Genomic DNA, 24,841 nt, shown 5'->3' with positions numbered 1-24,841 from the left:
AAAATGAAGACAGTAAAAGTCAATGTCGTGACTCCTGATGGCCCAGTTTATGAAGCTGATGTGGAAATGGTAAGTGCCAGAGCGCAAAGTGGTGAGCTTGGTATTTTACCTGGACATATTCCTATGGTTGCTCCTCTTCAAGTAGGGGCAGTCAGACTTAAGAAGGGAAGCAACACTGAACTTGTGGCTGTAAGTGGAGGCTTTCTCGAGGTTCGTCCTGACCAAGTAACAATTCTTGCTCAAGCTGCTGAAACAGCCGAGCAGATTGACGTTGAACGTGCTAGCGAAGCAAAAAAGCGTGCAGAACAACGCTTGCAGGCGAAACAAGATAATGTAGATTTTAAACGGGCTGAGCTCGCTTTAAAACGTGCCATCAATCGATTAAATATCACACAAAACAAATACTAATTTGTTTGAAACGAAATCCCCAGAGACTTGATGTCCCTGGGGATTTTTGTGTTTCGGGAGTATATTGTTGATGGATATGAGCAAACGAGATGCTTCAGGAAGATATAATTTTAAGAAAATCTTAACTTGGTCATAAACTATAACAAGTGTATAATCAAACTCGGGTCTATAAAATATGGTTTAGTTGGTTTATATATGATAGATGGAGGTTACTATGGGAGATTTAGATTTTATTTATCTAGTAAAAATGATTATTATTGGACTGGTTCAAGGTTTTACAGAACCAATTCCGGTGTCGTCTAGTGGACATGTAATGATTGCCAGTGAAATTTTAGGTTTAGGTGAACAAGGATTTACGTTTGCGATTTTAACCAACACGGCATCATTATTTGCGATTGTCTTTATTTACAGACAAGATATTGCAAGATTGATTGTCAATACGATTAACTTTTTAAAAACGAGAGAAGAGCGTTATAAGAGTGATTTTCGGTTTGCTTTATTTGTCGTTATTGGAACAATCCCGGCTGGTGTGTTAGGTGTTCTATTGAGTGATTTTATTGCAGATAATGTTAGCATGACCACAATTGCTGTTATGTTATTTGTAACAGGAATCGCATTATGGCTCATCCGTAATATGAAAGGTGTTAAAGACGACAGTGACCTAACCTTTAAGGATGCTTTACTCGTAGGATTAGGACAAGCTGTAGCATTAACTCCTGGTATTAGCCGCTCAGGGGCAACGATTATTTCAGCAATTGCAGTTGGAATGAAACAAGAGACAGCACTTCGATTTTCGTTTATGCTGTATATTCCAGTAAGTCTAGGTGGAGTCATCCTAGGTTTTTCTGATTTTATGGATGAACCGAATAAGGCAGACCTGGCTGTACCTTATTTAACGGCATTTATTGCAACGTTGGTCATGACTTATTTTGCTTTAAAATGGTTTATGGGTATTATGAAACACGGAAAACTGGTTTATTTTACGTATTATTGCTTTATCGTTGGAATATTGCTTTTGATTTTCTTTTAAATAATTGTAGATTCCGGATAGATGTAAGGGGGAGCACCTGAACGTCTATCCTTTTTTATTTTAGATGAAACCTTTTGTTCTTTTCTTGTATCTTAGAAGTAGGTTGACCTGAGAAAGGAGAGCGGATTTTGGATATTGTAAAAGAGGTGAAGAAGGCACGACGTGGGAATAAGTCTTCCTTTGAAAAGTTAATAGTGGCTCATCATCTATTGTTATATCGTGTTGCGAAGACAGTACTATCAAACGATGAGGATTGTGCTGACGCGATTCAAGAGGCAATTATTAAAGCTTATCAAAAAATAGATACATTAAGAGAGCCAGGCTATTTTAAAAGTTGGCTGTGCCGAATTGTTTTGAATGAATGTTATCAGTTAGTAAGACAGAAAAAGAATGTTATTAACATGGAGGAGTGGGTGGAACCTCATATACAAGAAAAGGGATATGAGGAAGTTGAGGTAGAACAAATGCTTAGTAAACTACCAGAAGCTCAATCTCAATTATTGAAACTATTTCATATCGAGGGAATTACAATTTTGGAGTTAGCGCAAATATATGAAGTGCCAGAAAATACGATTAAGACAAGATTACGCCGTGCTCGTGAAAAGATGCGGGAGTTATGGGATTCAAAGGAGGAGGGATCATTATGGAAAAATGGGAAAAGCAAATAAGTATGAGGGCAAACCCAGAGGTTCCTGAAAGCGTGGAAAAGCGTATAAACGAAACGCTTCAATCGCTTCCGAAAAAGAAGACATTCCCTCGTTTCTATTATTCTACTGCAGCCGTATTATTGGTAGGTTTCCTTTTATTTGGGGTATCTTTTATGTCACCGACATTGGCTGATACGATGCGGTCTGTTCCGGTCATCGGATCTATTTTTAAAATGGTAGGAGATGTTGGTACTCAAAAAGGAGAAAAAGAAGGACTTACTACTTTACTGGGTCAGCAAGTTGAGATTGATGGACAGGTGATTACTTTTACAGAGAGTCTGTATGATGGGTCACAAATTCATATTGGATATCTTATTGAATCCTATACACAAGAAAAGCACGGTAAACCAGTTGATTTTTTGTCAGATTTACGATTAACCATCAACGGAAAGGGTGTTAGTTATGGGATGGGGGCTAAAGGTGAGGAACTGGAAAATGGAGATTATGCAGGTATCATAAGTGTTCGTGTTCATGGTGAGAATTTACCTGATGAATTCACCTTAGGCATACAATCTCATAAAGAGAAAGCGTTAAATGTGGAACTGTTGGTTACAAAACAAGGAGAAAATCGCTCGTTTCTCGTAAATCAGACAGTAGAAACTGAGGATCTTACGATGCATGTTGATAAAGTGACATTCTACCCAACGAGTACAGAAATAGCATTTCGGCAAGTGATGGATGTAAAAACTTTTGAGGATAAAAAATATGAGTGGATGGATTACCAGGTAGTTGATGATCAGGGTCGTGTTCTTCAGCCTATAAGTGGAGGTGGCGGAGGAGGTCCTGAAAAAGGCGGGAAGTTAGTGCAGACAATGAATTACTATTTTGAGCCTCTTGAAAAGGTTCCGAGCTCTCTTACGTTTAAACCATATTTAATAGTAGGTAATGAGAAGGTTGAGGAGGTAAAGGGGAACTGGAATGGGGAAAACTTGACGCTTTCACAAGGTGACATTGGGGACATAACGGTATTAGACATCAAAAGCGAGAATGGATCAGTAATCTTACTTGTGGAAACAAATGGTGAAGACGCGTACTGGCAGGCATCTTCAATCGTAATAGAAGACAAAACGGGAAAGACCTATTATGACGAACAAGCACCTAAACGAATTGAGGGAACTGTCAATCAATATGAGGTTCAGTTTGAGGCTAATGTGGCGGTGGAGGATATTCGAGTTGTGACCTATAAACAAAAGGCTCCCAACTTTTTAGAGGAGTTAGAGGTAACGATTGAACTGGGTGAGTAAATTAGAGCTGGGACTACTAGATTATTAGTAGTCCTTTTTTCATTTTTGGGCGATAATTTTTATTTTTGGCTGATAATTTCCGTTTATGGACAATAAACTTTAAGTATGGATGATATTTTTTAGGTATGGACAATAGGTATAAGTATAGTGGAAAAGGGATTTTATTTTTGTTCAACTTCGTTACGACTTGAATGAAATTTAGAAAAAGGGCGTTATTAAGGCGTTATAAATCAGGTAAGAGAGGTGTAGGGGATTCAGTTGGGGTACTTGAGTGGGGTTGAATGAGATTGAGTAAGCGTAACTTCGTTACGGGCTATTTATGATGGATTACATAGTTAGAGATTTTTAATTGGAAGTAAACTAGATAATTAGGTTCGAGCGAGGATTGAAGTCGAACTGAGTAATTATTATTTGGGAAATATTTTTTTGTAATTTCGTTACAATAATTTTTAAGTTTTATAGTGAGGTTTTTTGTTGGGAGTAGGTCTTGGTGTGATTGTTTTGTGGTTTGTGAGCGAGGTGATTTTGTAACTTCGTTACTACAATTTATATTGTTGGATGAGTTTGAGAAAGGGGCACCAATAAATTTAGGGTGTCTGAAGCCGAGTGGACTTCAGACAGAGGCCAGGGAAAAAGGCGAGGTTGAGTCCGAAGAGTGGTTGAGGTTAGGTAACATCTCAAATAGTTTAAATGAATTTTAATTAGGATTTTAAGGGATGGCGTAACATCGTTACGGGCTATTATTTTGAGTACCGCAGTATTCGAATTCGAAGGTGCTACAAAACCTAGGTTAAATGGTGTTCTAGTTTTATTTATTCGGAAATAATAATTTGATGAATGAGGAGATTGCTAATTATGTATTATGAATGAGTTTGGAAAAGATGGGTGGTTTGAATGAGAATGGGGTAACGTCGATAAGGTTAGATGTAGAATGGTAAGTAGGAAGTACGCCGAAATTGTCTGCGTCAATTTCGGCTAGGAGGTGGGGGCCAAGTGTCGACCAACTGGAGTACTGATTCTAATAAAATAGGAAATTCCCATTTTGATGAAACTAATGTTTCATCATTTCAGCCATAGGCTGAAACAGTCAAATCAAGATAAAATGGCTTGGAAAAGCAAGCTTTTCCCGCCTATTTTTTCTTGATTTGTCTGAAATGGGAATTTCGTAGAATAAGTGGTGGGTTTGGTCGACACTTGGCTGGGAAAAGTGCTATAATGTATTCGGTTACATTTTTAATATTTTGTCAATAAAATGTTGGGGGATATTGGAGGGGGCTGCATGGAGGGTTTGTTGAATCAGTATCTTAATAGTTACATGATTGTTGTTGTCTTCTTGTTGCTTGGTATTTTACTCCCGATTGTGGCGTTGTTTCTGGGGAAGTTGTTGCGGCCACATGCGCCGAGTGCGGAGAAGGCTACTACGTATGAGAGTGGGATTGAGCCATTCCATGATTCTCGTGTACAGTTTAATGTACGCTATTATATTTTTGCGCTATTGTTTGTTATTTTTGATGTTGAGACTGTATTTTTATATCCATGGGCTGTTGCCTACGAAAAACTCGGAATTTTCGCATTAGTTGAGATGTTGATTTTCGTTGTTATGCTCGTTATCGGCTTAGTATATGCTTGGAAGAAGGGCGTGTTGAAATGGATTTAAAAATTGATGGTATTTCAGATTTAGAGTTGGAAGAGTTAAAGAGAAATGTATTTTTTACGACGCTGGAGCAAGTGAAGGGTTGGGCACGTAGTAATTCGTTGTGGCCTCTTACATTTGGTCTGGCTTGTTGTGCGATTGAAATGATGGGGACAGGTTCTTCGCACTATGATTTAGATCGTTTTGGTTCTTTTTTCCGTACGTCTCCACGTCAGTCGGATTGTATGATTGTGTCAGGTACGGTAACGAAGAAGATGGCTCCGGTTTTAAAGCGTTTATATGAACAGATGCCTGAGCCTAAATGGGTAATTGCAATGGGTTCTTGTGCAACGGCAGGGGGCCCTTATGTGAAGTCATATTCAGTTGTGAAAGGTGTTGATCAGATTGTACCGGTTGATGTGTACATCCCTGGTTGTCCGCCGAATCCAGCTGCGCTTATTTATGGGATTAATAAATTGAAAGAGAAGATTCGCTATGAGGCTAAAACGGGGAAGAAGGTGATTTAGCGTGAGCGATGAGAAGGACCTGGAACAACTTAAGCGAGAGGCGGCTGAGAGGGCGAAAGAAGCCGCGAAAAAGAGGTTAGCTGAAAAACAAGCGGCTGAAACGAAAAGTGAAGGTGAATCCAAGGAAGAGAATATCGATATTGCGAAGGCCAAGGCAGCAGCGGCGGCGAAAGCGAAAGCGGCCGCAATAGCGAAGCAAAAGGCATCGGAGTCCGCATCGACTGAAACATCAGATACGGATGATAAAGCAACAGCGAAAGCCAAAGCAGCAGCAGCGGCAAAGGCAAAGGCTGTCGCAATAGCGAAGCAAAAGGCATCGGAGTCGGCATCAGCTGAAACATCAGATACGGATGATAAAGCAACAGCGAAAGCCAAAGCAGCAGCGGCGGCAAAGGCAAAGGCTGCCGCAATAGCGAAGCAAAAGGCATCGGAGTCGGCATCTGCGGAATCATTAGATACGGATGATAAAGCAACAGCGAAAGCCAAAGCAACAGCGGCGGCAAAGGCAAAAGCAGCAGCGGCAGCGAAAGCCAAGGCTGCCGCATTAGCGAAGCAAAAGGCTGCTGGAGAAGCTGGAGACGATGACCTAGCAAAGGCGAAGGCCAAAGCAGTAGCAGCAGCGAAAGCCAAGGCAGCGGCGTTGGCAAAGCAAAAGGCGGCAGAAAAGGCTGGTGCGGGATCAGACGATGATGAACTAGCAAAAGCCAAAGCGAAGGCAGTAGCAGCAGCTAAGGCAAAAGCGGCGGCAGCGGCAAAAGCAAAAGCGGAAGCTGGCGGAGGTTCAGACGATCCAGCCAAAGAAAAGGCAAAAGCAATCGCAGCGGCAAAGGCCAAGGCCGCGGCAGCAGCGAGGGCGAAAGCAGCTGGTGCTGGTGGGGCAACGGAAGAAGTAGAAGAAGTAAAGCCTTCACAAAACCAACCCTATTTGGATAAATACGTTGATGTTATCACTAAACATTTAGGTGATGACGTTTTGGTAGATTCATATATTAATACACTTTCAAAGGACGTACCAACCCTAGTTGCAAAGCCAGATACATATTTTAAAGTAGCACAGTTTTTAAAATACAATGAACAGCTTGGATTCGATTATCTTTCCGAATTGCATGGCACAGACTTCCAGACGCATATGGAGGTATATGTTCATTTATTCTCCTATAAAAAACGTCAATCCGTAGCGCTAAAAGTAATAATTGAGCGTGATGAGCCAACAATCGCATCATTGCAGCCTTTATGGGAAGGGGCAAATTGGCCTGAGCGAGAAGCTTATGATTTACTCGGAATAAAATTTGAAGGACACCCAAATCTAACACGAATTCTATTACCAGATGACTGGGTAGGACATCCACTTAGAAAAGACTATGAACCGTTTGATGTGGAGGTGTAGCATATGATTCGTACAGAAGAAATGCTCCTAAATGTAGGGCCACAGCATCCAAGTACGCACGGAGTATTCCGTCTCGTTGTAAAAATAGATGGAGAAGTCATCACAGAAGCTACACCCGTAATTGGATACTTGCATCGTGGTACCGAAAAACTTGCAGAGGATCTGCAATATACACAGATTATTCCATATACAGACCGCATGGATTATTTATCCGCAATGACCAATAACTATGTGCTATGCCACGCAGTTGAAACAATGATGGATATTGAAATTCCGGAACGGGCTGAATATTTACGAATTCTTGCAATGGAACTAGGCCGAATTGCGAGTCACCTCGTTTGGTGGGGAACGTATTTACTCGATATTGGAGCAACAACACCGTTTCTCTATGCGTTTAGAGAAAGAGAAATGATTATTAATCTACTAAATGAGCTTTCTGGAGCGAGGCTTACCTTCAACTATATGAGGGTTGGCGGAGTGAAATGGGATGCGCCTGAAGGTTGGATTGAGAAGGTAAAAGAGTTTGTTCCTTATATGAGATCCCAACTTCCTGGCTATCATCAACTTGTAACAGGCAACGAGATCTTCCGTGATCGTGTTATTGGCGTTGGTAAATATACGAAGGAAGATGCACTAAATTACTCCTTAAGTGGAACGAATCTTCGGTGTACAGGTATAAAATGGGACCTTAGAAAAGATGAACCCTACTCCATCTACGATCGATTTGATTTTGACGTACCAACTAGAGATGGTGGAGATGCATGGGCACGTTATCACTGCCGCATGGAAGAGATTGAAGAATCTTTAAAAATTGTCGAGCAAGCTGTGGAACAATTTCCAGAGGAGGGACCGGTACTTGCGAAGGTTCCAAAAATTATTAAAGCACCAAAGGGTGAAGCATACGTAAGGATAGAATCACCGCGAGGAGAAATTGGCTGCTATATTTCGAGTGATGGAAAAAAAGAACCTTATCGTTTGAAATTCAGACGTCCTTCATTCTACAATCTCCAAATCCTCCCGAAATTATTGAAGGGTGAAAATATGGCGAACTTAATTGCAATCTTAGGTGCAATCGACATTGTCCTCGGGGAGGTTGACGGCTAATGATGGAAAACCTACTAAGTTCACCTCCGAGTTGGCTGAATTTTGGTATTTTCTTTTTACTAGCAACCGTCTTACTGTTTGTCATTCTGGGCTTCGTAACCTATGCAATCCTTGCAGAACGTAAGGTAATGGGATTTATGCAAGCGCGTCAAGGTCCAAATCAGACTGGAGGCAGGTGGGGATTGTTACAAACTGTAGCAGACGTCCTAAAACTGTTGATAAAAGAAGATGTAATCCCGAAAGTTGCCGATCGTCCATTGTTTATTCTAGCACCAGTGCTTGCATTTGCGCCGGCCTTCATGGTGGTGGCAGCATTACCGTTTACGGAAAGCTATAAATTTGCAGATATTGGAGTGGGGTTACTTTATTACATTGCCGTGTCTGGACTTACAACGATTGGTATCGCAGCTGGTGGTTGGGCGTCCAATAACAAATATGCCCTTATGGGAGGAATGCGTGCAGCAGCACAAATGATTTCTTATGAGATTCCACTGGTGATGTCCGTCATCGGAGTTATTTTACTATCAGGAAGCTTAAATCTTTCTGAAATTGTCGAAGCACAGGACAAGGTTTGGTTTATTTTTGCACAGCCGATTGCCTTTATAGTCTTTTTTATAGCATCTGTTGCAGAGCTTAACCGTGTTCCATTTGATTTACCTGAAGCAGAATCAGAAATTGTCGCTGGTTTCCATATTGAGTATTCAGGATTTAGATGGGCCTTTTTTATGCTCGCAGAGTATGTGTATATGTTTGCGATGGCAGCCTTAACAACCGTTCTTTTCTTAGGTGGTTGGAAACCTGTTTTCTTCTTAGACTTCATTCCAGGTGCCGTTTGGTTCTCCTTGAAATTTAGCCTTGTGATCTTTGTATTAATCTGGTTCCGTTCTACATTCCCGCGTTTACGTGCGGACAGATTGATGGAATTCGGTTGGAAAGTACTACTTCCAATCGCACTAGCAAACATCTTCTTATCAGCCTTAATCAAAGAACTATTTTATTAATACGTTTACTCACATGTACGACTGGAAATTACGAATACACCTATAACAAGATTGTTCCAATTTTGAAATAAAGGGGTGACAAATATATGTTTGGCTTACTGAAAGGGATGAAATACACTCTTAGTCAATTAACCTATAAGAAAGTCACATATGATTATCCGAATGAACCATTACCACTACCTGATCGCTTTCGTGGTATTCAAAAGTTTTATCCGGAAAAATGTATCGTATGTAATCAATGTGCCAACATTTGTCCAACCGATTGTATCCAGTTAACTGGGAAAAAACATCCTGACCCAACTAAAAAAGGAAAAATCATTGATACCTATGACATAAACTTTGAAATTTGTATCCTATGTGATCTGTGCACAGAGGTTTGTCCAACTGAAGCCATTGTCATGACGAACAACTTTGAACTTGCGGAATACAGCCGTGATGACCTGTTTAAGAACCTTGAGTGGTTAGACGAAAACGATACAAACGTGCGAAAGGAGAATAAGGCGTGACTGGGGAATTTTTAGCATTCATAGTCCTAGCAATTAGTGCGATTGGCGGCGGTATGTTAATGCTGAACCTCCAAAAGGTTATCCACATGGTTATCGCACTAGTATTCACCTTCATTAGTATCGCAGGTTTGTACGTCTTGCTTCATGCGGAATTCGTTGCTGCTGTGCAAGTCTTGATATACTCGGGTGCCATCACTATCTTAATGCTCTTCGGAATCATGCTGACCAAACATAATGATACAAGCGAGCCAAAAGTAAGTCGCGGACATACTTTTATGGTTCTCGGGGGAATTTTAGCTTTTGGTACTGCCGTTTATCTCGGCATATACGACTTAGACTTTGGCCAGCAGGCTACTGACCTTCATGTGAATAATACAGAACAGATTGGAATTGAGCTTTATGCGAAGTATGTTATTCCATTTGAATTAACATCTGTTGTGTTACTAGTAGCGTTAATCGGTGCCATTATTTTAGCGAAAAAAGATAAAGAAGAGGGGGCGAATGAGGAATGAGTTCAGTTCCATTAGCAGCCTACCTTATCCTAGCCCTCATTTTGTTTTGCATTGGTCTTTATGGCGCATTCACAAAAAGAAATACAGTTATCGTGTTAATCTCTGTTGAATTGATGCTGAATGCTGTCAATATCAATTTTGTAGCATTCAGTAAGTACGGAGTCGTTCCGGGGATAACAGGGCAAATCTTTGCGCTATTTACGATTGCCATAGCTGCTGCGGAATTTGCGGTTGGTTTGGCTATCCTGATGGCGTTGTATCGGAATAGACGCACAGTTAACATTGATGAAATGAATACGATGAAGCATTAGATAAAAAACGTACTGGATTAAGCACGGTAAAGGTGAGTGGAACCAGATATTCTGCTTGTTTTAACCGTAAGTCAAAGAAGGGGATTGTGATACGATGATGGAAAATGCATGGATCATACCGCTTTTCCCGCTTATCTCTTTTTTGTTCCTTCTTATATTCGGTAAGCGAATGAAGGAGTCGAGTGCATATATCGGCATTCTGCTTACGTTTGTATCATTCGTCTACTCGGTGTTGGTTCTCATTAGTCGACTCGGGAATCCAACATACAAATATGAGAGCACGTGGTTATCAATTGGGGATGTTCACTTAACAGCGGGGTTTGAAGTCAATCAGTTAAATGCACTGATGCTAGTGGTAGTATCACTTGTTAGCTTTTTAGTACATATGTATTCCAAAGGGTACATGCATGGTGATGAGCGCTTTCCGGTCTTCTATGCGTACCTTGGACTATTTACCTTTGCGATGCTAGGCTTGGTGATTTCGCCTAACCTTCTGCAAACGTATATTTTTTGGGAGCTTGTTGGGGTCGGCTCGTTCCTATTGATTGGATTCTACTTTTACAAAGAAGAAGCAAAAGCCGCAGCGAAAAAGGCGTTTATCATGACGCGTATTGGGGATGTTGGCTTACTAATTGGGATGATTCTATTATTCTGGCAGGTTGGCAGTTTTGAGTATGACGAAATTTTTAATGCTGTTGGAGCTGGGGAAATTTCATCCACGATGATAACATTAACAGCTATTTTAATTTTTGTGGGAGCCATCGGAAAATCAGGTCAATTCCCACTTCATACCTGGTTGCCGGATGCGATGGAAGGTCCAACACCTGTTTCGGCTTTAATCCACGCAGCTACGATGGTTGCGGCTGGGGTTTACTTAGTGGCAACGACTTTCCCGTTGTTTGCAGCAAGTAGTGCAGCGATGATGACAGTTGCCGTTGTCGGTGGAATTACCGCCATCTTTGCAGCTACGATTGGTCTAGCGCAAAAAGACATTAAGCGGGTTCTTGCCTACTCAACGGTGAGTCAGCTAGGTTATATGATGCTTGCATTAGGATCGGCAGGTTATGTAGCAGGAGTCTTCCACTTAATGACACATGCCTTTTTTAAAGCCTTGTTGTTTTTAGCAGCCGGTAGTGTGATTCATGCTGTTCATACTCAAAACATTGAAGAAATGGGCGGCTTATGGAAAAAGCTCCGTATCACAGGTCCATTGTTCCTAATCGGAACGCTTGCCATTAGTGGTGTACCTTTGTTCTCAGGCTTTTTCAGTAAGGATGAAATCTTAATTGCGACTTGGGTACAAGGTAATTACGTCTTGTTCTGGTTGGCAATTATTACAGCATTCTTTACAGCATTTTATATGTTCCGCTTGTTCTTCATGGTTTTCACTGGAAAATCAAGAGGAAAGCAAACGAATGTACAGGAATCGCCACGTATGATGACAATTCCAATGATTGTTCTAGGGGTTCTTGCCGTTGTAGCAGGATATGTGAACACACCTTGGTTTGGGACCTTTTTAGGGGATTGGTTAACAGAAGGTACAAATCTTTATGGTCCAGGTCATCTTGAAGGGCCGGGTTGGATTGTAGCTGTTGCCACATTTGCTTCCTTATTTGGTCTACTACTTGCGTATGCAATGTATCAAAGGAAGTCAATTTCAAGAGACTTCTTCAGTTCAAGAGCACCAATCATGTATAGCATTGTCTATAACAAGTATTTTATCGATGAATTCTATAAAATGACTGTTGTCTATGTGACAAAGGTGTTTAGCTTATTCCTACGTTACGTCGATGAATTTTTAGTAGAGGGCATAGCAAAAGGAGTTGCACAGGCGACACAAGGAATCGGAAAGATGGGGGCTAAGCTTCAAAATGGCCAGGTCCAAATGTACACGTCCGTTGCTTTCGTAGGATTAGCAATCTTACTTCTTGTTGTGGCATTGACAGGGGGGTACTTAAGATGAATTCAATCCTTCTTTCACTTTTAGTATTCTTCCCGATTTTAGGTATTGCTGTTCTTGCTTTTGTACCAAAAACGGAGGAAAAAACAATCAAGCTTGTTGGAGTCTTAGCTACGCTTCCGTCACTCGTCTTAGCCCTTTATGTGTATGGGTTTTATACAGGCGGTGGTGACCTAGATAGGTTTAAGGAATCTGTCTATTGGTTTGGTTTTTTACCGAAGGGTAACCCGTGGGAAGTTAATTACGAAATGAACCTTAATGGATTAACCTTGGTTCTGATCCTGTTAACAACTGTGATTTCAACGCTCGCTGCGATTGCTTCTGTTCACATTAAAAAGGAAGTAAAGGGCTATTTCATGCTATTCCTTTTACTAGAACTTGGCATGCTCGGAGTGTTCACAGCAGGAAACTTGATTTTATTCTTCGTGTTCTTTGAAATGACACTTATTTCAACCTTCTTCCTGATTGGAAAATGGGGCTACTTTGAAAAAGAAAAAGCAGCATTTAGTTTTTTAATCTATAACGGAATCGGTTCCGCCATTTTGTTAATCGTCATCATGATTATATTTGCAAATGCTGGAACAACCAATATTGGGGCGTTAACGGCTATCTTTTCGGCTCCGTCCGATAGTTTGCCGATACCTGGTCAATTTTCTGAAGACCTCCGTCTAGGATTATTGATTGCCATCATCATTGGCTTTGGAATTAAATTACCGATTTTTCCACTGCATACATGGATGTTGAAGGTTCACGTACAAGCACCTCCATCCATCGTTATGATTCACTCTGGAATCCTGTTGAAAATTGGAGCATACGGGTTGATTCGTTTTGGAATGGGCTTTTTCCCAACTGAATTTAGCACACTTGCACCAATTATTGCGGTACTTGGGGTAATCAACCTTTTATATGGAGCGTTTTTAGCTTTTGTCCAAAAAGACTTGAAAATGGTATTAGCCTACTCAAGTATTTCGCATATGGGGATTGTGTTAATTGGCCTTGGAGCCATGAACGAAGCGGGAGTTCAAGGTGCGGTATTCCAAGTTGTATCACACGGCTTAATTTCAGCTTTCTTATTCTTCTTAATCGGAGTGATGTATGAACGTACGGGAACATCCTATATAAACAAACTCGGTGGACTTGCCAAGGTAATGCCACTTACAGCTGGATTTTTACTAGCGGGTGCGCTGGCTTCACTTGGTTTACCTGGAATGTCAGGGTTTGTTAGTGAATTCATGGCCTTCCTTGGTTTATTTAAGGAAATGCCAGTTCTCGCAGCAGTTGGAGCCATCGGTATTATCATGACAGCTGTGTATTTACTTCGCGCCGTATTAAATGTGACGTACGGTAAGGCGAACCATTCATATGAGGGGGCATTTGATTTACGACCAATTGAAATGGTACCGGTAACTGTGTTACTTGCGTTTATCGTCGTCATTGGTGTTTATCCGAACGTTCTTACACAGCCATTACAGGTTGCACTGGAAACTATCATGCTAGGGTTAGGAGGGTGAGCCGATGGATATAGAAACGTTACTAAGCTTTAATTGGGGAGTAATGGCACCAGAATTTATCATCCTCGGTGTTGCAACCCTTCTCTCGTTACTTGATTTATTTATGGGGAAAGACAAGGACCGACGCCTTCTAGGTTGGATTGGGATTGTTGGGATCCTGATTGCAATTGGGTTTACGGTTTCTTTAGTTGGAACTGACGTCACCTCCATTTTGTACGATACATTCCGACTGGATTCTTTTGCAATCGCGTTTAAACTCATTTTATTAGTAGGAACAGGACTTGTTTTGTTGCTTGCGATCAGCTATGAATCAAATGATGTAACCGGGTATCGTGGGGAGTTTTATTATTTACTCTTAACGGCACTGCTAGGTACGATGTTTATGACATCAAGTTCTGACTTGATTACATTATTTGTTGGTTTGGAACTGCTCTCGATTTCGTCCTATATTTTAGCCGGACTTCGCAAGCGCAATAAGCTTTCAAATGAATCCGCAATGAAATATGTGATTAACGGAACGGTTTCTACCGCCATTTTCTTATTTGGGGTCAGTTATGTGTACGGACTAACAGGAACCTCCAATCTAAGAGAAATCTTTATGACCTTTGGTGGATTGCAGGACCCGCAACATATTTACCTTGTTGCTCTGGCACTGTTTATGATTGTTGTTGGGCTTTCTTTTAAAATTGCAGCGGCACCATTCCACATGTGGGCACCAGATGTATACCAAGGAGCACCAACTCCTGTTACAGCGTTTTTGAGTGTTGTCTCAAAGACAGCGGGGTTTGTTATTATTTTACGAATTGTTGCAACAGCGTTTATGCAAGCCCCATCGGGCAATGGAGAAACACCGTATCTCATATTCCACCTGCAGGACCTGTTAGCGATTATAGCAGGTGCAACGATGATTATCGGTAACACAATCGCGCTTAGACAACGTAATATTAAGCGAATGATGGCATATTCAAGTATCGCTCACGCTGGATATGTATTAGTAGCATTTGTCGCTTTCTCCTATTTTATGTTAGATGCGATTTGGTTCTATTTAGTCGCTTATCTCTTCATGAGTCTTGGATTCTTTGCGATTCTTCAAGTAATCTCGCACCGATCTGGCTCAGAAGATATTAGTGAATTCGCTGGACTCTATAAACGTTCACCCATTTTAGCGGTCGCACTGGGTGTGTTTATCCTATCGTTAGCGGGAATCCCGGGGACAGCAGGCTTCATTGGAAAGCTGGAGATTTTCATCGGAGCGTTTATGATGACTCCGTCGCATTATGTACTAGCATCTGTCATGATTGCGACAACAGTGGTATCGTATTTTTATTACTTTGGAATTTTGACTCAGATGTTTTTTAGACCTGCAGTGGATGAAAGTAAAATTAAGCTACCAATTGGGGTATTAATTGTAGTAATTGTGGCCGTGATAGGAACAATCGGTTTCGGAATTTTTCCAGGAGTCGCGTTCGAATTCATTCAACAATTCGATAGCTTCGCTGATTTTATTAGTTAATGTAAGGTACCAAGGGACGGTTCTTGCAGTTCTCCATCAATGTGGAGAACTCAAGAATGGTCCTTTTTTTGCGGGGAAAATCATGCCGAGACATTAAAAACCCTTTTTCCAACTTGTTTATGAGGACTTCTACCATGGGAAGTGGTAAAATGGAGTGGTGTGATTTTTGAAATATCCTTTTTTGTAGGGAGTGATTGGTTTATGTTAGCTGGTTTTGGGTATCAAGCACTTATCAGCATTATTTCTCATCTCATTTTTATTGCGGTTACGTGGTGGGCACTACAAAGTATTCGGTACGAGCATTTGGTGAAACCGAATCATGTATTTCAAGTGCGTGTTCTACTCGTGTTGATTACAATTGCGATTGGATCGACTGTCAGCAATTTCTTCTTAGATTATCTCCTCTGGTCACAACAATTACCAAGTATTCTTTAACATAAATCTATTCAAGAAGTATCTGGAAGTGAAGTTTCGAGGTCAGTTAACACTAAGGCTCTCCACTACTTTCCACGTATTTGCTAGTAGCGTACTGGAAAAAATGTTAGTAAGGAGAGGAAGTCATCTAAAATCGTGAATGAATGGCTTTTAATAAAACATGTAGTAGTATTCCAATCCTTTAAGAGAAATAAATTGGTGCTTATTGGAAAGGGTATGAAGGAACCATTAAGTCATTGTCATCCATACTATGTAAGATGGTTTACCGCAATTATAAAACTGTCTTAAAAAGAAGACAAACCCTCATAAAGAAGTTGTTCCTTTCGTACTCATGTACTATGTGAATTATGTGCAGTTTTCACTAACCTATTTTTTCGACAAATAGTGCGAAATTCCCACAATTTTCACTTGTGCCAATTAATGCTCAGTGATATGATGTAAATTGGTTTTGTTTAATTTTTGAGGTTAAAAAACAAAGTTGATATGCGCGCCATATAGCGGTGCATGCAATTTTTACAATAGTTAAGTAATTATGCAACTACACCCCAAATAGAGACATTTGCCCGGGTGATTGCATATACTACATCAGTGTGAATGAAGTTTCCCACTAAAAGTACGAAAATAAACAAGATTGGGTTCGTTAAACGCAGTCGATATGGAACACCAATTGTATTGAATGAATATGAATATATAGAAAATGGGACGCGGAGGGGAATACCTTGGAAAAAATCATCGTCCGCGGCGGTCGTAAGCTAAACGGCACAGTTAAAGTAGAAGGCGCAAAAAATGCCGTTTTGCCAGTTATCGCTGCATCCTTATTAGCAAGCAATGGAAAAAGTGTGATAAATGAAGTACCCACGCTCTCAGATGTATATACGATTAATGAGGTATTGCGCTTTTTAAATGCAGATGTTACCTTTGCAAATAATCAAATCGTTGTCGATGCATCAAGAGAGCTAAAAACGGAAGCACCTTTTGAGTATGTACGAAAAATGCGCGCATCTGTACTTGTGATGGGATCGTTGCTAGCACGTAACGGTCATGCGAGAGTTGCTCTTCCAGGTGGTTGTGCAATTGGTTCAAGACCGATTGATCAGCACTTAAAAGGATTCGAAGCAATGGGCGCAGTTGTGAAAGTTGGAAATGGATATATTGATGCAGAAGTCAAAGGAAGACTTCGTGGAGCAAAGGTATATATGGACTTCCCGAGCGTAGGAGCTACTGAGAACATCATGATGGCTGCTACCCTAGCTGACGGAATAACCACTATGGAAAACTGTGCGAAAGAACCTGAGATTGTAGATCTTGCCAACTTCCTAAATGCGATGGGAGCAAAAGTAAGAGGCGCAGGAACAGGAACCATTCGTATTGAAGGTGTAAAAGAACTACATGGAGCACACCACAATATTATTCCAGATCGTATTGAAGCTGGAACATTCATGGTGGCTAGTGCAATTACAGGCGGTAATGTTCTCGTTCGAGGTGCAGTACCTGAACACCTTAGTTCACTAATTGCAAAAATGGAAGAAATGGGCGTTACCATCATTGAGGAACAAGATGGTTTACGTGTTATTGGTCCGGATAAATTAAAGGCTGTGGATATCAAAACGATGCCACACCCAGGTTTCCCAACCGATATGCAATCACAAATGATGGCATTATTACTTCGTGCGCAAGGCACAAGTATGATCACGGAAACGGTATTTGAAAATCGCTTCATGCATGTCGAAGAATTCCGACGCATGAATGGTGACATTAAAATTGAAGGCCGTTCAGTTATTATTAACGGAGAATCTCAGCTTCAAGGAGCTGAAGTAGCGGCAACAGACTTACGTGCTGCAGCGGCACTTATTCTTTCCGGTTTGGTAGCAGATGGCTATACTCGTGTAACAGAACTTAAGCACTTAGACCGTGGTTATGTGGATTTCCACCAAAAGCTTGCGGCATTAGGTGCTGACATTGAACGCATTAATGAAGCAACAACTGAAAGCCTAGTGGAAGAAGCAAAGGTAAACTTTTGATTAACCACAGAAAAGCTAGGGACATTACCCATACAATGGTAATATCTCTAGCTTTTTTATTTTTATACATTTTCTTTCTTTAACACAGGAATGATGTTCGAAATAATAAGAAGTAACAAAATGACGCCTGTCGCACGCGAGTCTGGGTTATCCGTAATAAAGAAATTGTAAACCGTAATTAATAACGCAAGTGCAAGACATATCCGACTTATAAAACTTTTGCTCATCCTTCTCGTTTCCCCTTTAATAGTAAGATGGTCAATCTAGGAAAATTATACTATATGTGGTAGATGATAGAATACTGATATTTTTTATATATTTTGAGTCATAAAAGCTTGTCCACTACCATAGATATTGGTATATAGGTGCATGTTTAACTTTATTTGATCATGCATACATTCAAAGTGGAGGCTTGCATTCATGAAACAAATTAGACCAATCATTGTACTAGTTTCCGTCCTTTTTGTCTTAATTCTACTGATTCCATCAATGCTCGTCATTCCGTTCTCCAATAAGGATGCTGGGAAGCTAGCGGAAGAGCGACAATCAAATCCAGAGCCACCTCAAATTGCCTCAGGACCAACCGTTGAGGTTGCTGTTCATCGCGTAAGTGCTCAGAAAATCGAGAATGTGCCGCTTGAGGAATATGTTGTCGGTGTGTTAGCAAAGGAAATGCCTGCAGAGTTTGAGCTAGAGGCTTTGAAAGCACAAGCCTTGGCAGCGAGAACGTATGTAGTGAGACATATGTTAAGTGAACAAAAAATAGGCGTTCCTAAGGGTGCAGACGTGTCAGACACGACAAGTCATCAGGTGTATAAAAGCATTGAGGAATTAAAGGCAGAGTGGAAAGGCGATTATAGCTGGAAAATCGAAAAAATTACGCAAGCCGTAAAAGAAACACAGGGTCAAATTTTAACCTATAATGATGCACCGATTGATGCTCAATTTTTCTCAACAAGTAATGGCTATACGGAAAATTCCGAGGATTACTATAAAAATGAATACCCTTATTTAAAAAGCGTCCCAAGTCCATGGGATGTTAATACAGAAAAATTCTTACAGCAAACTCAAATTCCAGTCGCAGACTTTGAACAAAAGTTAGGGATAAAACTCAGTGAAACGCCAGATGTTGGCAAAGTTACAGCACGAACAAAATCCAATCGTGTTGCTACGGTTGAAGTTGGAGGAAAAACCTTCACAGGGAGAGAAGTTCGTGAAAAGCTAGGTCTCCGTTCTAGCGACTTTACCTGGGAACGTAAAGGTGATCTTATCGTCATTCAAACGAAAGGCTTCGGCCACGGAGTTGGGATGAGCCAATTCGGAGCCGACGGTATGGCAAAAGAAGGTAAGGACTATAAGGAGATTGTAAAACACTATTACCAAGGCATCGAAATATCATCCACAGAGAACTTCTTAAATAAATTAACGGTGAAAAAATAAGGCAGAGGGATTAATTTCCCTCTGCTTTTTTGCTGTTTAGCCTTTCCACCCAAAGGAGCAACTTTTTGAATCGTGGAAGCTTCTCACCAAAATAACTGATTTTTACGATATAAAAGAGTACGATCACACCGATCGTGTCTTTCACCAAATCAATGACAGTAGCGGAACGATAAGGAACAAAGTATTGATGAAGCTCGTCACTAAATCCATAAGCGATTGAAAGAATTGCGGCAAGAGTACTTGTTTTGGCCGTGAACGTACCTCGAACAAGGAAAAACAACACCCACAATCCATAAAGAATACCGAACTCGATTAAATGTAGGGATTCTTTAAAAGCACTATCCCAAGAGTACGGAGTATTCACTATCGCATCCGCGGGAAGACTAGATAAAATAAAAATTAACATCATATATAAAAATGGCGCGATTAATAGTAGAAACCGTAAAAAAGCTTTCATGCAAGATTCTCCTTTTTGAAATGTACTCACATAGTATAGCATTCATTGGGGAATGTGCGGGGGATAAGTAGTTTGTGTTTTTGGGTGATTAGCGAGTTAAGTCTGGCAGTAAAGTGACCGGGGGAGTTTATGAAAGGGAGCGTGAGGTGATGGCGGTGTAAATCCTTTTCATGGGGGTGATGAAGGGGAAAAGGAGAGAGGAAGACGATGTGAATCCTCTTCATGGAGGTTATGAGGGAGAAAAGGAGAGAGGCAGGCGTTGCGGATCCACTTCATGGTGGTTATGAAGGGGAAAAGGAGAGGAGTTGACGATGTGAATGCTCTTCATCGGGCTGATGAAGACTTAAATGAGAGCCAACTACATAGAAAGGGTCTTCATCAAGGTACTGAAGACCCGAAAGCAAGTCCGCCGTAAAGAAAGAGGTCATCATCAAGGTAATGAAGACCCGAAAGCAAGTCCACCGCAAAGAAAGAGGTCATCATCAAGGTAATGAAGACCCGAAAGCAAGTCCACCGCAAAGAAAGAGGCCATCATCCAGCTTATTAAGACTCGAAAGCAAGTCCGCCGTAAAGAAAGAGGTCTTCATCAAGGTAATGAAGACTCGAAGGCAGGTCCACCGCAAAGAAAGATGTCCTCATCAAGGTAATGAAGACCCGAAAACAAGTCCACCGCAAAGAAAGATGTCCTCATCAAGGTAATGAAGACTCGAAAGCAGGTCCGCTGCAAAGAAAGAGGGCATCATCCAGCTTATGAAGACCCGAAAGCAAGTCCGCCGCAAAGAAAGATGTCCTCATCAAGGTAATGAAGACTCGAAAGCAGGTCCGCCGTAAAGAAAGAGGTCATCATCCAGCATATGAAGACCTGAAAGAGATCCCTCCGCAAAGAAAGAGGTCCTCATCAAGGTAATGAAGACCCGAAAGCAGGTCCACCGCGAAGAAAGAGGTCTTCATCAAGCATATGAAGACCCGAAAGCAGATCCACCGCGAAGAAAGAGGTCTTCATCAAGGTAATGAAGACCCGAAAGTAGGTCCACCGCGAAGAAAGAGGTCTTCATCAAGCATATGAAGACCCGAAAGCAAGTTCACCGCGAAGAAAGAGGTCTTCATCAAGCATATGAAGACTCGAAAGCACTCCCTCCGCAAATAATGAGGTCTTCATCAAGCATATGAAGACCCGAAAGCAGGTCCACCGCGAAGAAAGAGGTCTTCATCAAGCATATGAAGACCCGAAAGCACTCCCTCCGCAAAGAAAGATGTCCTCATCAAGGTAATGAAGACCCGAAAGCAGGTCCACCGCGAAGAAAGAGGTCTTCATCAAGCATATGAAGACCCGAAAGCACTCCCTCCGCAAAGAAAGAGGTCTTCATCAAGGTAATGAATACTCGAAAGCACTCCCACCGCAAAGAAAGAGGTCTTCATAAACAAACTACTTACAGAAACACAACCCACACCCATATCCAACCTTAAAACACAACGTCCAACTGTACCCCTTTTTTGAAAAAAATTCGAAACTATGAATAATATTTATACCTTTGTCGAAAAATAATCGAAAAAAATTTTTTGAAAATGTATATAATTCCGCGAATCTGTTCAGAATGGTTGCTGAGGTGATAAACATGAGAGAGGAAGAAAAGAAACGTACTTCTCAAAAAACAAGTTTACAACGTTTATTTAGAAAGCGTTGGGTATTTCCAGCAATCTATTTAGTAAGTGCAGCACTAATCTTAACCGCGGTTTTATGGTTCACAAACAATAACGAGGTAGCCGAGGATGATTTGAAATATGGTGAGAATCAACCGGGAACAGCTACTGGTGATGAGCCAACTGTACCAGTAAACCAAGGAGCAGGAAACTTTAAGATGCCTGTAATTGACGAAGATGCAATCCAAGTATTCAGGGAGTTCTATGATGCAGAGGCTTCAGCAGAAAAGCAAGAAGCAGCTCTTGTAGTCTATAACAATATTTATTCCCCGAACAAAGGAATTGACATCGTCGCTAAAAATGGCGAAGCATTTGAAGTAGTTGCATCATTAGCTGGAACAGTAACACGTGCTGAAAAAGATCCATTACACGGAAATGTTGTAGAAATTGAGCATTCTGATGGTGTTGTGACAATGTATCAATCTCTTGCAGACTTAAAAGTGGCAAAAGGTGACGTTGTAGAACAAGGTGAAGTTCTTGGAAATGCTGGTGAAAATCAGTTTGATCAAGAAGCAGGAATTCACGTTCACTTTGAAATTCGTAACAACGGTGTAGCTGTAAATCCACTTGAGCACTTTGGTCAATCTGTAACTTCACTTGAGAAGAGTGCAGAAGACAAAGAAGCTGCAACAAAAGAAGAAGATGAGCAGCCTGCAAAAGATGAAGAGCCAAAAGAAGAAGAGAAACCAGAAGACAATAAAAAGCCAGCAGATGAAGAAGGCACTCCTGCTGACGATGAAGAATCAGACGAAGAGGAAAATGCAAGTTCAACTGATGCTTCAATCGGAATGGCAAAAGCCTAAGCCAGGAGAAACAGTAGTCTAACCTGTGGTGGCAACTTTAGCTAATATTTCAAACCGATTACTCAATTGAGTAGTCGGTTTTTTTGGTATAATAGGAAAAAAAGAGACGAGGACAAACAGTTGAAAAGTACCGATGAAATTTGGAATGAGGTCATTCACAAACTATCTGAAATTGATTTTCCATCGGAAAACCAAACTCTTAATGAAGGTTTTCTCGTTTTTCAATACTACTCAGAGCTTGAAAGTGGTGGGCATGAAGCCTTGCTCAACTGGTGGAACGAGTATATTTCTGAGGTGGGCATAGCAACATACATCAACGAGTTAACAACGATTTTTAACAAAATTGGAGCTCAAGACTACGCTTTTATTTTACAAAAATACGGAGAAGAAATGTGGAATACATTTATGGCACTAGAAAATGGAGAAATCGATGAGGGTCCTTTTTATCAAGTGATTGAAAAAGCAGACGAAGGATATTACAGCCTTAATGATAAGCTTCAACAACTACTAGAGTCTTATTTTGTAAGTATACATAATGAAATTTAAACCGACGGCAACCATGGAGAAATGGTTGCTTTTTTAGTTGGGACAACGTACCAGTCCCTCTGTCCCAAAAATAAATAATTTTCTAGTGAACTATTTCTATAGTTCAAACGTATTATCTTCGCCAAAAACATTTAAAGGGGACGTGATCAATCATGACTGGACTTGAAGGGATTAATTGGGGACTTATCGCACCGGTAATTGTGATTCAGCTGATTTTAATGGTGACAGCTTTAATCGACCTCGCTAGAAGTGAAGAAACAAACGGACCAAAAATAGTGTGGGTGTTTGTCATTCTTTTTATCAGTATGATTGGGCCCATTCTATATTTTGTAATTGGAAGGAAGAGATAGGATGACGGAGTCTTTGGTTTCAATTGATAAGTTAGTAAAACGATTTGGAGCGGAAACAGCGGTAAATAACCTTTCGTTTGAGATAAAAAAAGGCAGTTGTACGGCACTACTAGGTCCGAACGGTGCGGGGAAAACGACGACACTACGGATGCTTGCAGGTCTCCTTCATCCGACCTCTGGAAAAATTTCATTTGATGGTTTGGAAAACGGCGATAATCGGAAATACATTGGCTACCTTCCGCAGCACCCTGTTTTCTATAATTGGATGTCGGCAAGTGAATTTTTAGTCTATGTTGGGGAGCTTGCCCATTTATCGAAAAAGGAATCTCAGCAGAAGGCAGATGAATTACTAGAATTAGTGGGGCTAGCAGATGCAAAGAAAAAGAAGATTGGTGGTTTTTCAGGAGGGATGAAGCAGCGCCTTGGAATTGCGCAGGCGATGATTCATGAACCGAAGTTAGTGATGCTTGATGAACCCGTTTCAGCGCTAGATCCTGTTGGTCGCCGCGAAGTCATTGAAATGATGCGGGAATTAAAAAAGAAAACGACCATTCTTTTCTCCACGCATGTACTTCATGATGCAGAAGAAGTATGTGATGACATTGTCATTATCCGAAAAGGGGAGCTGGCACTAAGTGATTCGTTAGTGGGTCTGCGAAAAAAGCACCAGCATGATGTGATAATCATAGAGTCAGAAAGTAATCTCACAGACTGGGCAAATAGCTTAACAACGATCCCTACAGTTCAAGACGTGACAATAGCGGGAACTACAGCAACAATCATTGTTACAGAGCTCGAGGCTGCAAGAATTGCTATTCTGCAAGATATTGTACAAAAAAAGGTACCTGTCTCGACGTTTAAAATCGGGCAATCGTCCCTTGAAGATGTATTTATGAAAGTGGTGAGGTCATGAGGCAATGGTCGATTTTGTTTAAAAAAGAATGGATTGAAATGACACGGAATTTTAAAATTATGTGGATTCCGCTGGTCTTTATTTTACTTGGCATTATGCAGCCGGTAACTTCGTACTATTTGCCAGAAATCATCAAAGCAGCAGGCGAATTACCGGAGGGATCGGTGTTTGAAATACCTATTCCATCACCACAAGAGGTAATTGTTCAAACCCTAGGACAGTTCAGCCAAATCGGCGTGCTCGTACTTGTATTAGCATTCATGGGGATCGTTGCAGCGGAAAAGAACAGTGGTGTTTCCGACATCATTCTAGTAAAACCTGTTTCATTCGCAAATTATATTACAGCAAAATGGGTAAGTATCGCGATTATGACACTAGGTTCATTTTTACTAGGAATCGTAGCGTCTTGGTACTATACGGGGATTTTAATTGGAGACATTGAATTCGGTGAATTACTGAAAGGCTCACTTGTATATGGAACCTGGCTTTTGTTCCTTGTGACAGTCACCCTATTACTAAGTTCGCTTTTTAAAAGTACGATGTTTGTAGCGTTTATGTCATTACTTGTAGCAATCGGGTTGTCAGCGATCACATCGCTATTGTCAAAATGGATGACATGGAGTCCAGCAAGACTTTCCAACCACGCAAGTGAGCTCCTGCTAACGGGAAGCCCTGGAAAGCATTTTGCTTTATCCTTTACCATTACAATTCTATTGATTGTAGTATTGCTAGTTAGTTCCATCTTCTTCTTTACGAAAAAGGAAAGAGCAGCATAGCAAAAATGTGCCAGAGTGGGTGTTTCCGCTCTGGTTTTTCTATTA

At 40.9% G+C, this 24,841-nt stretch carries 26 protein-coding genes; 24 read left to right on the top strand and 2 right to left on the bottom strand.

What is annotated here, in order from left to right; translation table 11 throughout:
* Positions 1–3 precede the first annotated feature (3 nt).
* From CZ490_RS16350 to murA, 17 genes are all read left to right on the top strand, one after another.
* Positions 4–408, top strand: coding sequence for a F0F1 ATP synthase subunit epsilon (locus CZ490_RS16350; protein ID WP_077619903.1), 405 nt, complete (start codon positions 4–6; stop codon positions 406–408).
* 214 nt (positions 409–622) lie between these two features.
* Positions 623–1,438 carry an undecaprenyl-diphosphate phosphatase gene (locus CZ490_RS16345; RefSeq protein ID WP_077619902.1) on the top strand — a complete coding sequence of 272 codons (816 nt, stop codon included), beginning with the start codon at positions 623–625 and terminating at the stop codon, positions 1,436–1,438.
* A gap of 128 nt (positions 1,439–1,566) precedes the next feature.
* Positions 1,567–2,106: an RNA polymerase sigma factor gene (locus CZ490_RS16340; protein ID WP_077619901.1), complete on the top strand. Its 540-nt coding sequence runs from the start codon at positions 1,567–1,569 to the stop codon at positions 2,104–2,106.
* The gene (locus tag CZ490_RS16335; protein WP_159439981.1) at positions 2,082–3,389 is read left to right on the top strand and encodes a DUF4179 domain-containing protein; all 1,308 of its coding nucleotides are present in this window, start codon (positions 2,082–2,084) and stop codon (positions 3,387–3,389) included. The genes CZ490_RS16340 and CZ490_RS16335 overlap by 25 nt, the downstream gene beginning before the upstream one ends.
* 1,279 nt (positions 3,390–4,668) lie before the next feature.
* Positions 4,669–5,046 carry an NADH-quinone oxidoreductase subunit A gene (locus CZ490_RS16325; RefSeq protein WP_077619898.1) on the top strand — a complete coding sequence of 126 codons (378 nt, stop codon included), beginning with the start codon at positions 4,669–4,671 and terminating at the stop codon, positions 5,044–5,046.
* Positions 5,037–5,549: a NuoB/complex I 20 kDa subunit family protein gene (locus tag CZ490_RS16320; protein WP_077619897.1), complete on the top strand. Its 513-nt coding sequence runs from the start codon at positions 5,037–5,039 to the stop codon at positions 5,547–5,549. Before CZ490_RS16325 ends, CZ490_RS16320 begins: the two co-directional genes overlap by 10 nt.
* Before the next feature lies 1 nt (position 5,550).
* Complete coding sequence (locus CZ490_RS16315; protein ID WP_077619896.1) at positions 5,551–6,936, top strand: NADH-quinone oxidoreductase subunit C; 1,386 nt, start codon at positions 5,551–5,553, stop codon at positions 6,934–6,936.
* Between the two features lie 3 nt (positions 6,937–6,939).
* Positions 6,940–8,040 (top strand): NADH-quinone oxidoreductase subunit D, encoded by a 1,101-nt coding sequence (locus CZ490_RS16310; protein ID WP_077619895.1) that lies wholly within the window; start codon positions 6,940–6,942, stop codon positions 8,038–8,040.
* Complete coding sequence (nuoH, locus tag CZ490_RS16305) at positions 8,040–9,041, top strand: NADH-quinone oxidoreductase subunit NuoH (protein WP_077619894.1); 1,002 nt, start codon at positions 8,040–8,042, stop codon at positions 9,039–9,041. The genes CZ490_RS16310 and nuoH overlap by 1 nt, the downstream gene beginning before the upstream one ends.
* Positions 9,042–9,127: 86 nt before the next feature.
* Positions 9,128–9,547 (top strand): NADH-quinone oxidoreductase subunit NuoI, encoded by a 420-nt coding sequence (gene nuoI / locus CZ490_RS16300; RefSeq protein WP_077619893.1) that lies wholly within the window; start codon positions 9,128–9,130, stop codon positions 9,545–9,547.
* Positions 9,544–10,059, top strand: a complete 516-nt coding sequence (locus CZ490_RS16295; RefSeq protein ID WP_077619892.1) for an NADH-quinone oxidoreductase subunit J — start codon at positions 9,544–9,546, stop codon at positions 10,057–10,059. The genes nuoI and CZ490_RS16295 overlap by 4 nt, the downstream gene beginning before the upstream one ends.
* On the top strand, positions 10,056–10,370 hold the full coding sequence (gene nuoK / locus CZ490_RS16290; protein ID WP_077619891.1) for an NADH-quinone oxidoreductase subunit NuoK: 315 nt from the start codon (positions 10,056–10,058) through the stop codon (positions 10,368–10,370). The genes CZ490_RS16295 and nuoK overlap by 4 nt, the downstream gene beginning before the upstream one ends.
* 94 nt (positions 10,371–10,464) lie before the next feature.
* Positions 10,465–12,333 (top strand): NADH-quinone oxidoreductase subunit L, encoded by a 1,869-nt coding sequence (nuoL, locus tag CZ490_RS16285; protein ID WP_077619890.1) that lies wholly within the window; start codon positions 10,465–10,467, stop codon positions 12,331–12,333.
* A complete protein-coding gene (locus CZ490_RS16280; protein ID WP_077619889.1) occupies positions 12,330–13,841 on the top strand; it encodes a complex I subunit 4 family protein in 1,512 nt (503 codons plus the stop codon). Before nuoL ends, CZ490_RS16280 begins: the two co-directional genes overlap by 4 nt.
* 4 nt (positions 13,842–13,845) lie before the next feature.
* The gene (gene nuoN / locus CZ490_RS16275) at positions 13,846–15,354 is read left to right on the top strand and encodes an NADH-quinone oxidoreductase subunit NuoN (protein WP_077619888.1); all 1,509 of its coding nucleotides are present in this window, start codon (positions 13,846–13,848) and stop codon (positions 15,352–15,354) included.
* 201 nt (positions 15,355–15,555) lie between these two features.
* Positions 15,556–15,789 (top strand): DUF1146 family protein, encoded by a 234-nt coding sequence (locus CZ490_RS16270; RefSeq protein ID WP_077619887.1) that lies wholly within the window; start codon positions 15,556–15,558, stop codon positions 15,787–15,789.
* 719 nt (positions 15,790–16,508) lie between these two features.
* Positions 16,509–17,810 (top strand): UDP-N-acetylglucosamine 1-carboxyvinyltransferase, encoded by a 1,302-nt coding sequence (gene murA, locus CZ490_RS16265; protein ID WP_077619886.1) that lies wholly within the window; start codon positions 16,509–16,511, stop codon positions 17,808–17,810.
* Positions 17,811–17,872: 62 nt separating this feature from the next.
* On the opposite strand, the gene CZ490_RS22415 is transcribed toward murA, so the two are convergent.
* Positions 17,873–18,037 (bottom strand): hypothetical protein, encoded by a 165-nt coding sequence (locus tag CZ490_RS22415; RefSeq protein ID WP_159439980.1) that lies wholly within the window; start codon positions 18,035–18,037, stop codon positions 17,873–17,875.
* Between the two features lie 193 nt (positions 18,038–18,230).
* Here CZ490_RS22415 and spoIID point away from each other — a divergent pair, with 193 nt between their 5' ends.
* Positions 18,231–19,250, top strand: coding sequence for a stage II sporulation protein D (gene spoIID / locus CZ490_RS16260; RefSeq protein ID WP_077619885.1), 1,020 nt, complete (start codon positions 18,231–18,233; stop codon positions 19,248–19,250).
* A 10-nt stretch (positions 19,251–19,260) separates the two neighbouring features.
* Here spoIID and CZ490_RS16255 read toward each other — a convergent pair whose 3' ends face one another.
* A complete protein-coding gene (locus CZ490_RS16255; protein ID WP_077619884.1) occupies positions 19,261–19,707 on the bottom strand; it encodes a VanZ family protein in 447 nt (148 codons plus the stop codon).
* A gap of 283 nt (positions 19,708–19,990) precedes the next feature.
* Between CZ490_RS16255 and CZ490_RS22945 the strand changes: the two genes are divergently transcribed.
* The 6 genes from CZ490_RS22945 (at position 19,991) to CZ490_RS16225 (ending at position 24,796) form a co-directional block, all read left to right on the top strand.
* Positions 19,991–20,122, top strand: a complete 132-nt coding sequence (locus CZ490_RS22945) for a hypothetical protein (RefSeq protein ID WP_268762143.1) — start codon at positions 19,991–19,993, stop codon at positions 20,120–20,122.
* Between the two features lie 1,201 nt (positions 20,123–21,323).
* Positions 21,324–22,211 (top strand): stage II sporulation protein SpoIIQ, encoded by an 888-nt coding sequence (locus tag CZ490_RS16245; protein WP_077619882.1) that lies wholly within the window; start codon positions 21,324–21,326, stop codon positions 22,209–22,211.
* A gap of 120 nt (positions 22,212–22,331) precedes the next feature.
* A complete protein-coding gene (locus CZ490_RS16240) occupies positions 22,332–22,757 on the top strand; it encodes a DMP19 family protein (RefSeq protein ID WP_234987251.1) in 426 nt (141 codons plus the stop codon).
* A 152-nt stretch (positions 22,758–22,909) separates the two neighbouring features.
* Positions 22,910–23,107, top strand: a complete 198-nt coding sequence (locus CZ490_RS16235; RefSeq protein WP_077619880.1) for a PLDc N-terminal domain-containing protein — start codon at positions 22,910–22,912, stop codon at positions 23,105–23,107.
* 1 nt (position 23,108) lies between these two features.
* Complete coding sequence (locus tag CZ490_RS16230; RefSeq protein WP_077619879.1) at positions 23,109–24,020, top strand: ABC transporter ATP-binding protein; 912 nt, start codon at positions 23,109–23,111, stop codon at positions 24,018–24,020.
* Positions 24,017–24,796: an ABC-2 transporter permease gene (locus CZ490_RS16225; protein ID WP_077619878.1), complete on the top strand. Its 780-nt coding sequence runs from the start codon at positions 24,017–24,019 to the stop codon at positions 24,794–24,796. The genes CZ490_RS16230 and CZ490_RS16225 overlap by 4 nt, the downstream gene beginning before the upstream one ends.
* The last annotated feature ends 45 nt before the right edge of the window (positions 24,797–24,841 follow it).

Source organism: Litchfieldia sinesaloumensis, assembly GCF_900156865.1.
Taxonomy (GTDB): Bacteria; Bacillota; Bacilli; order Bacillales; family Bacillaceae_L; genus Ferdinandcohnia; species Ferdinandcohnia sinesaloumensis.
Note: the sequence above shows the minus strand (reverse complement) of the source record. Positions and strands in the feature narration are given on the sequence as shown.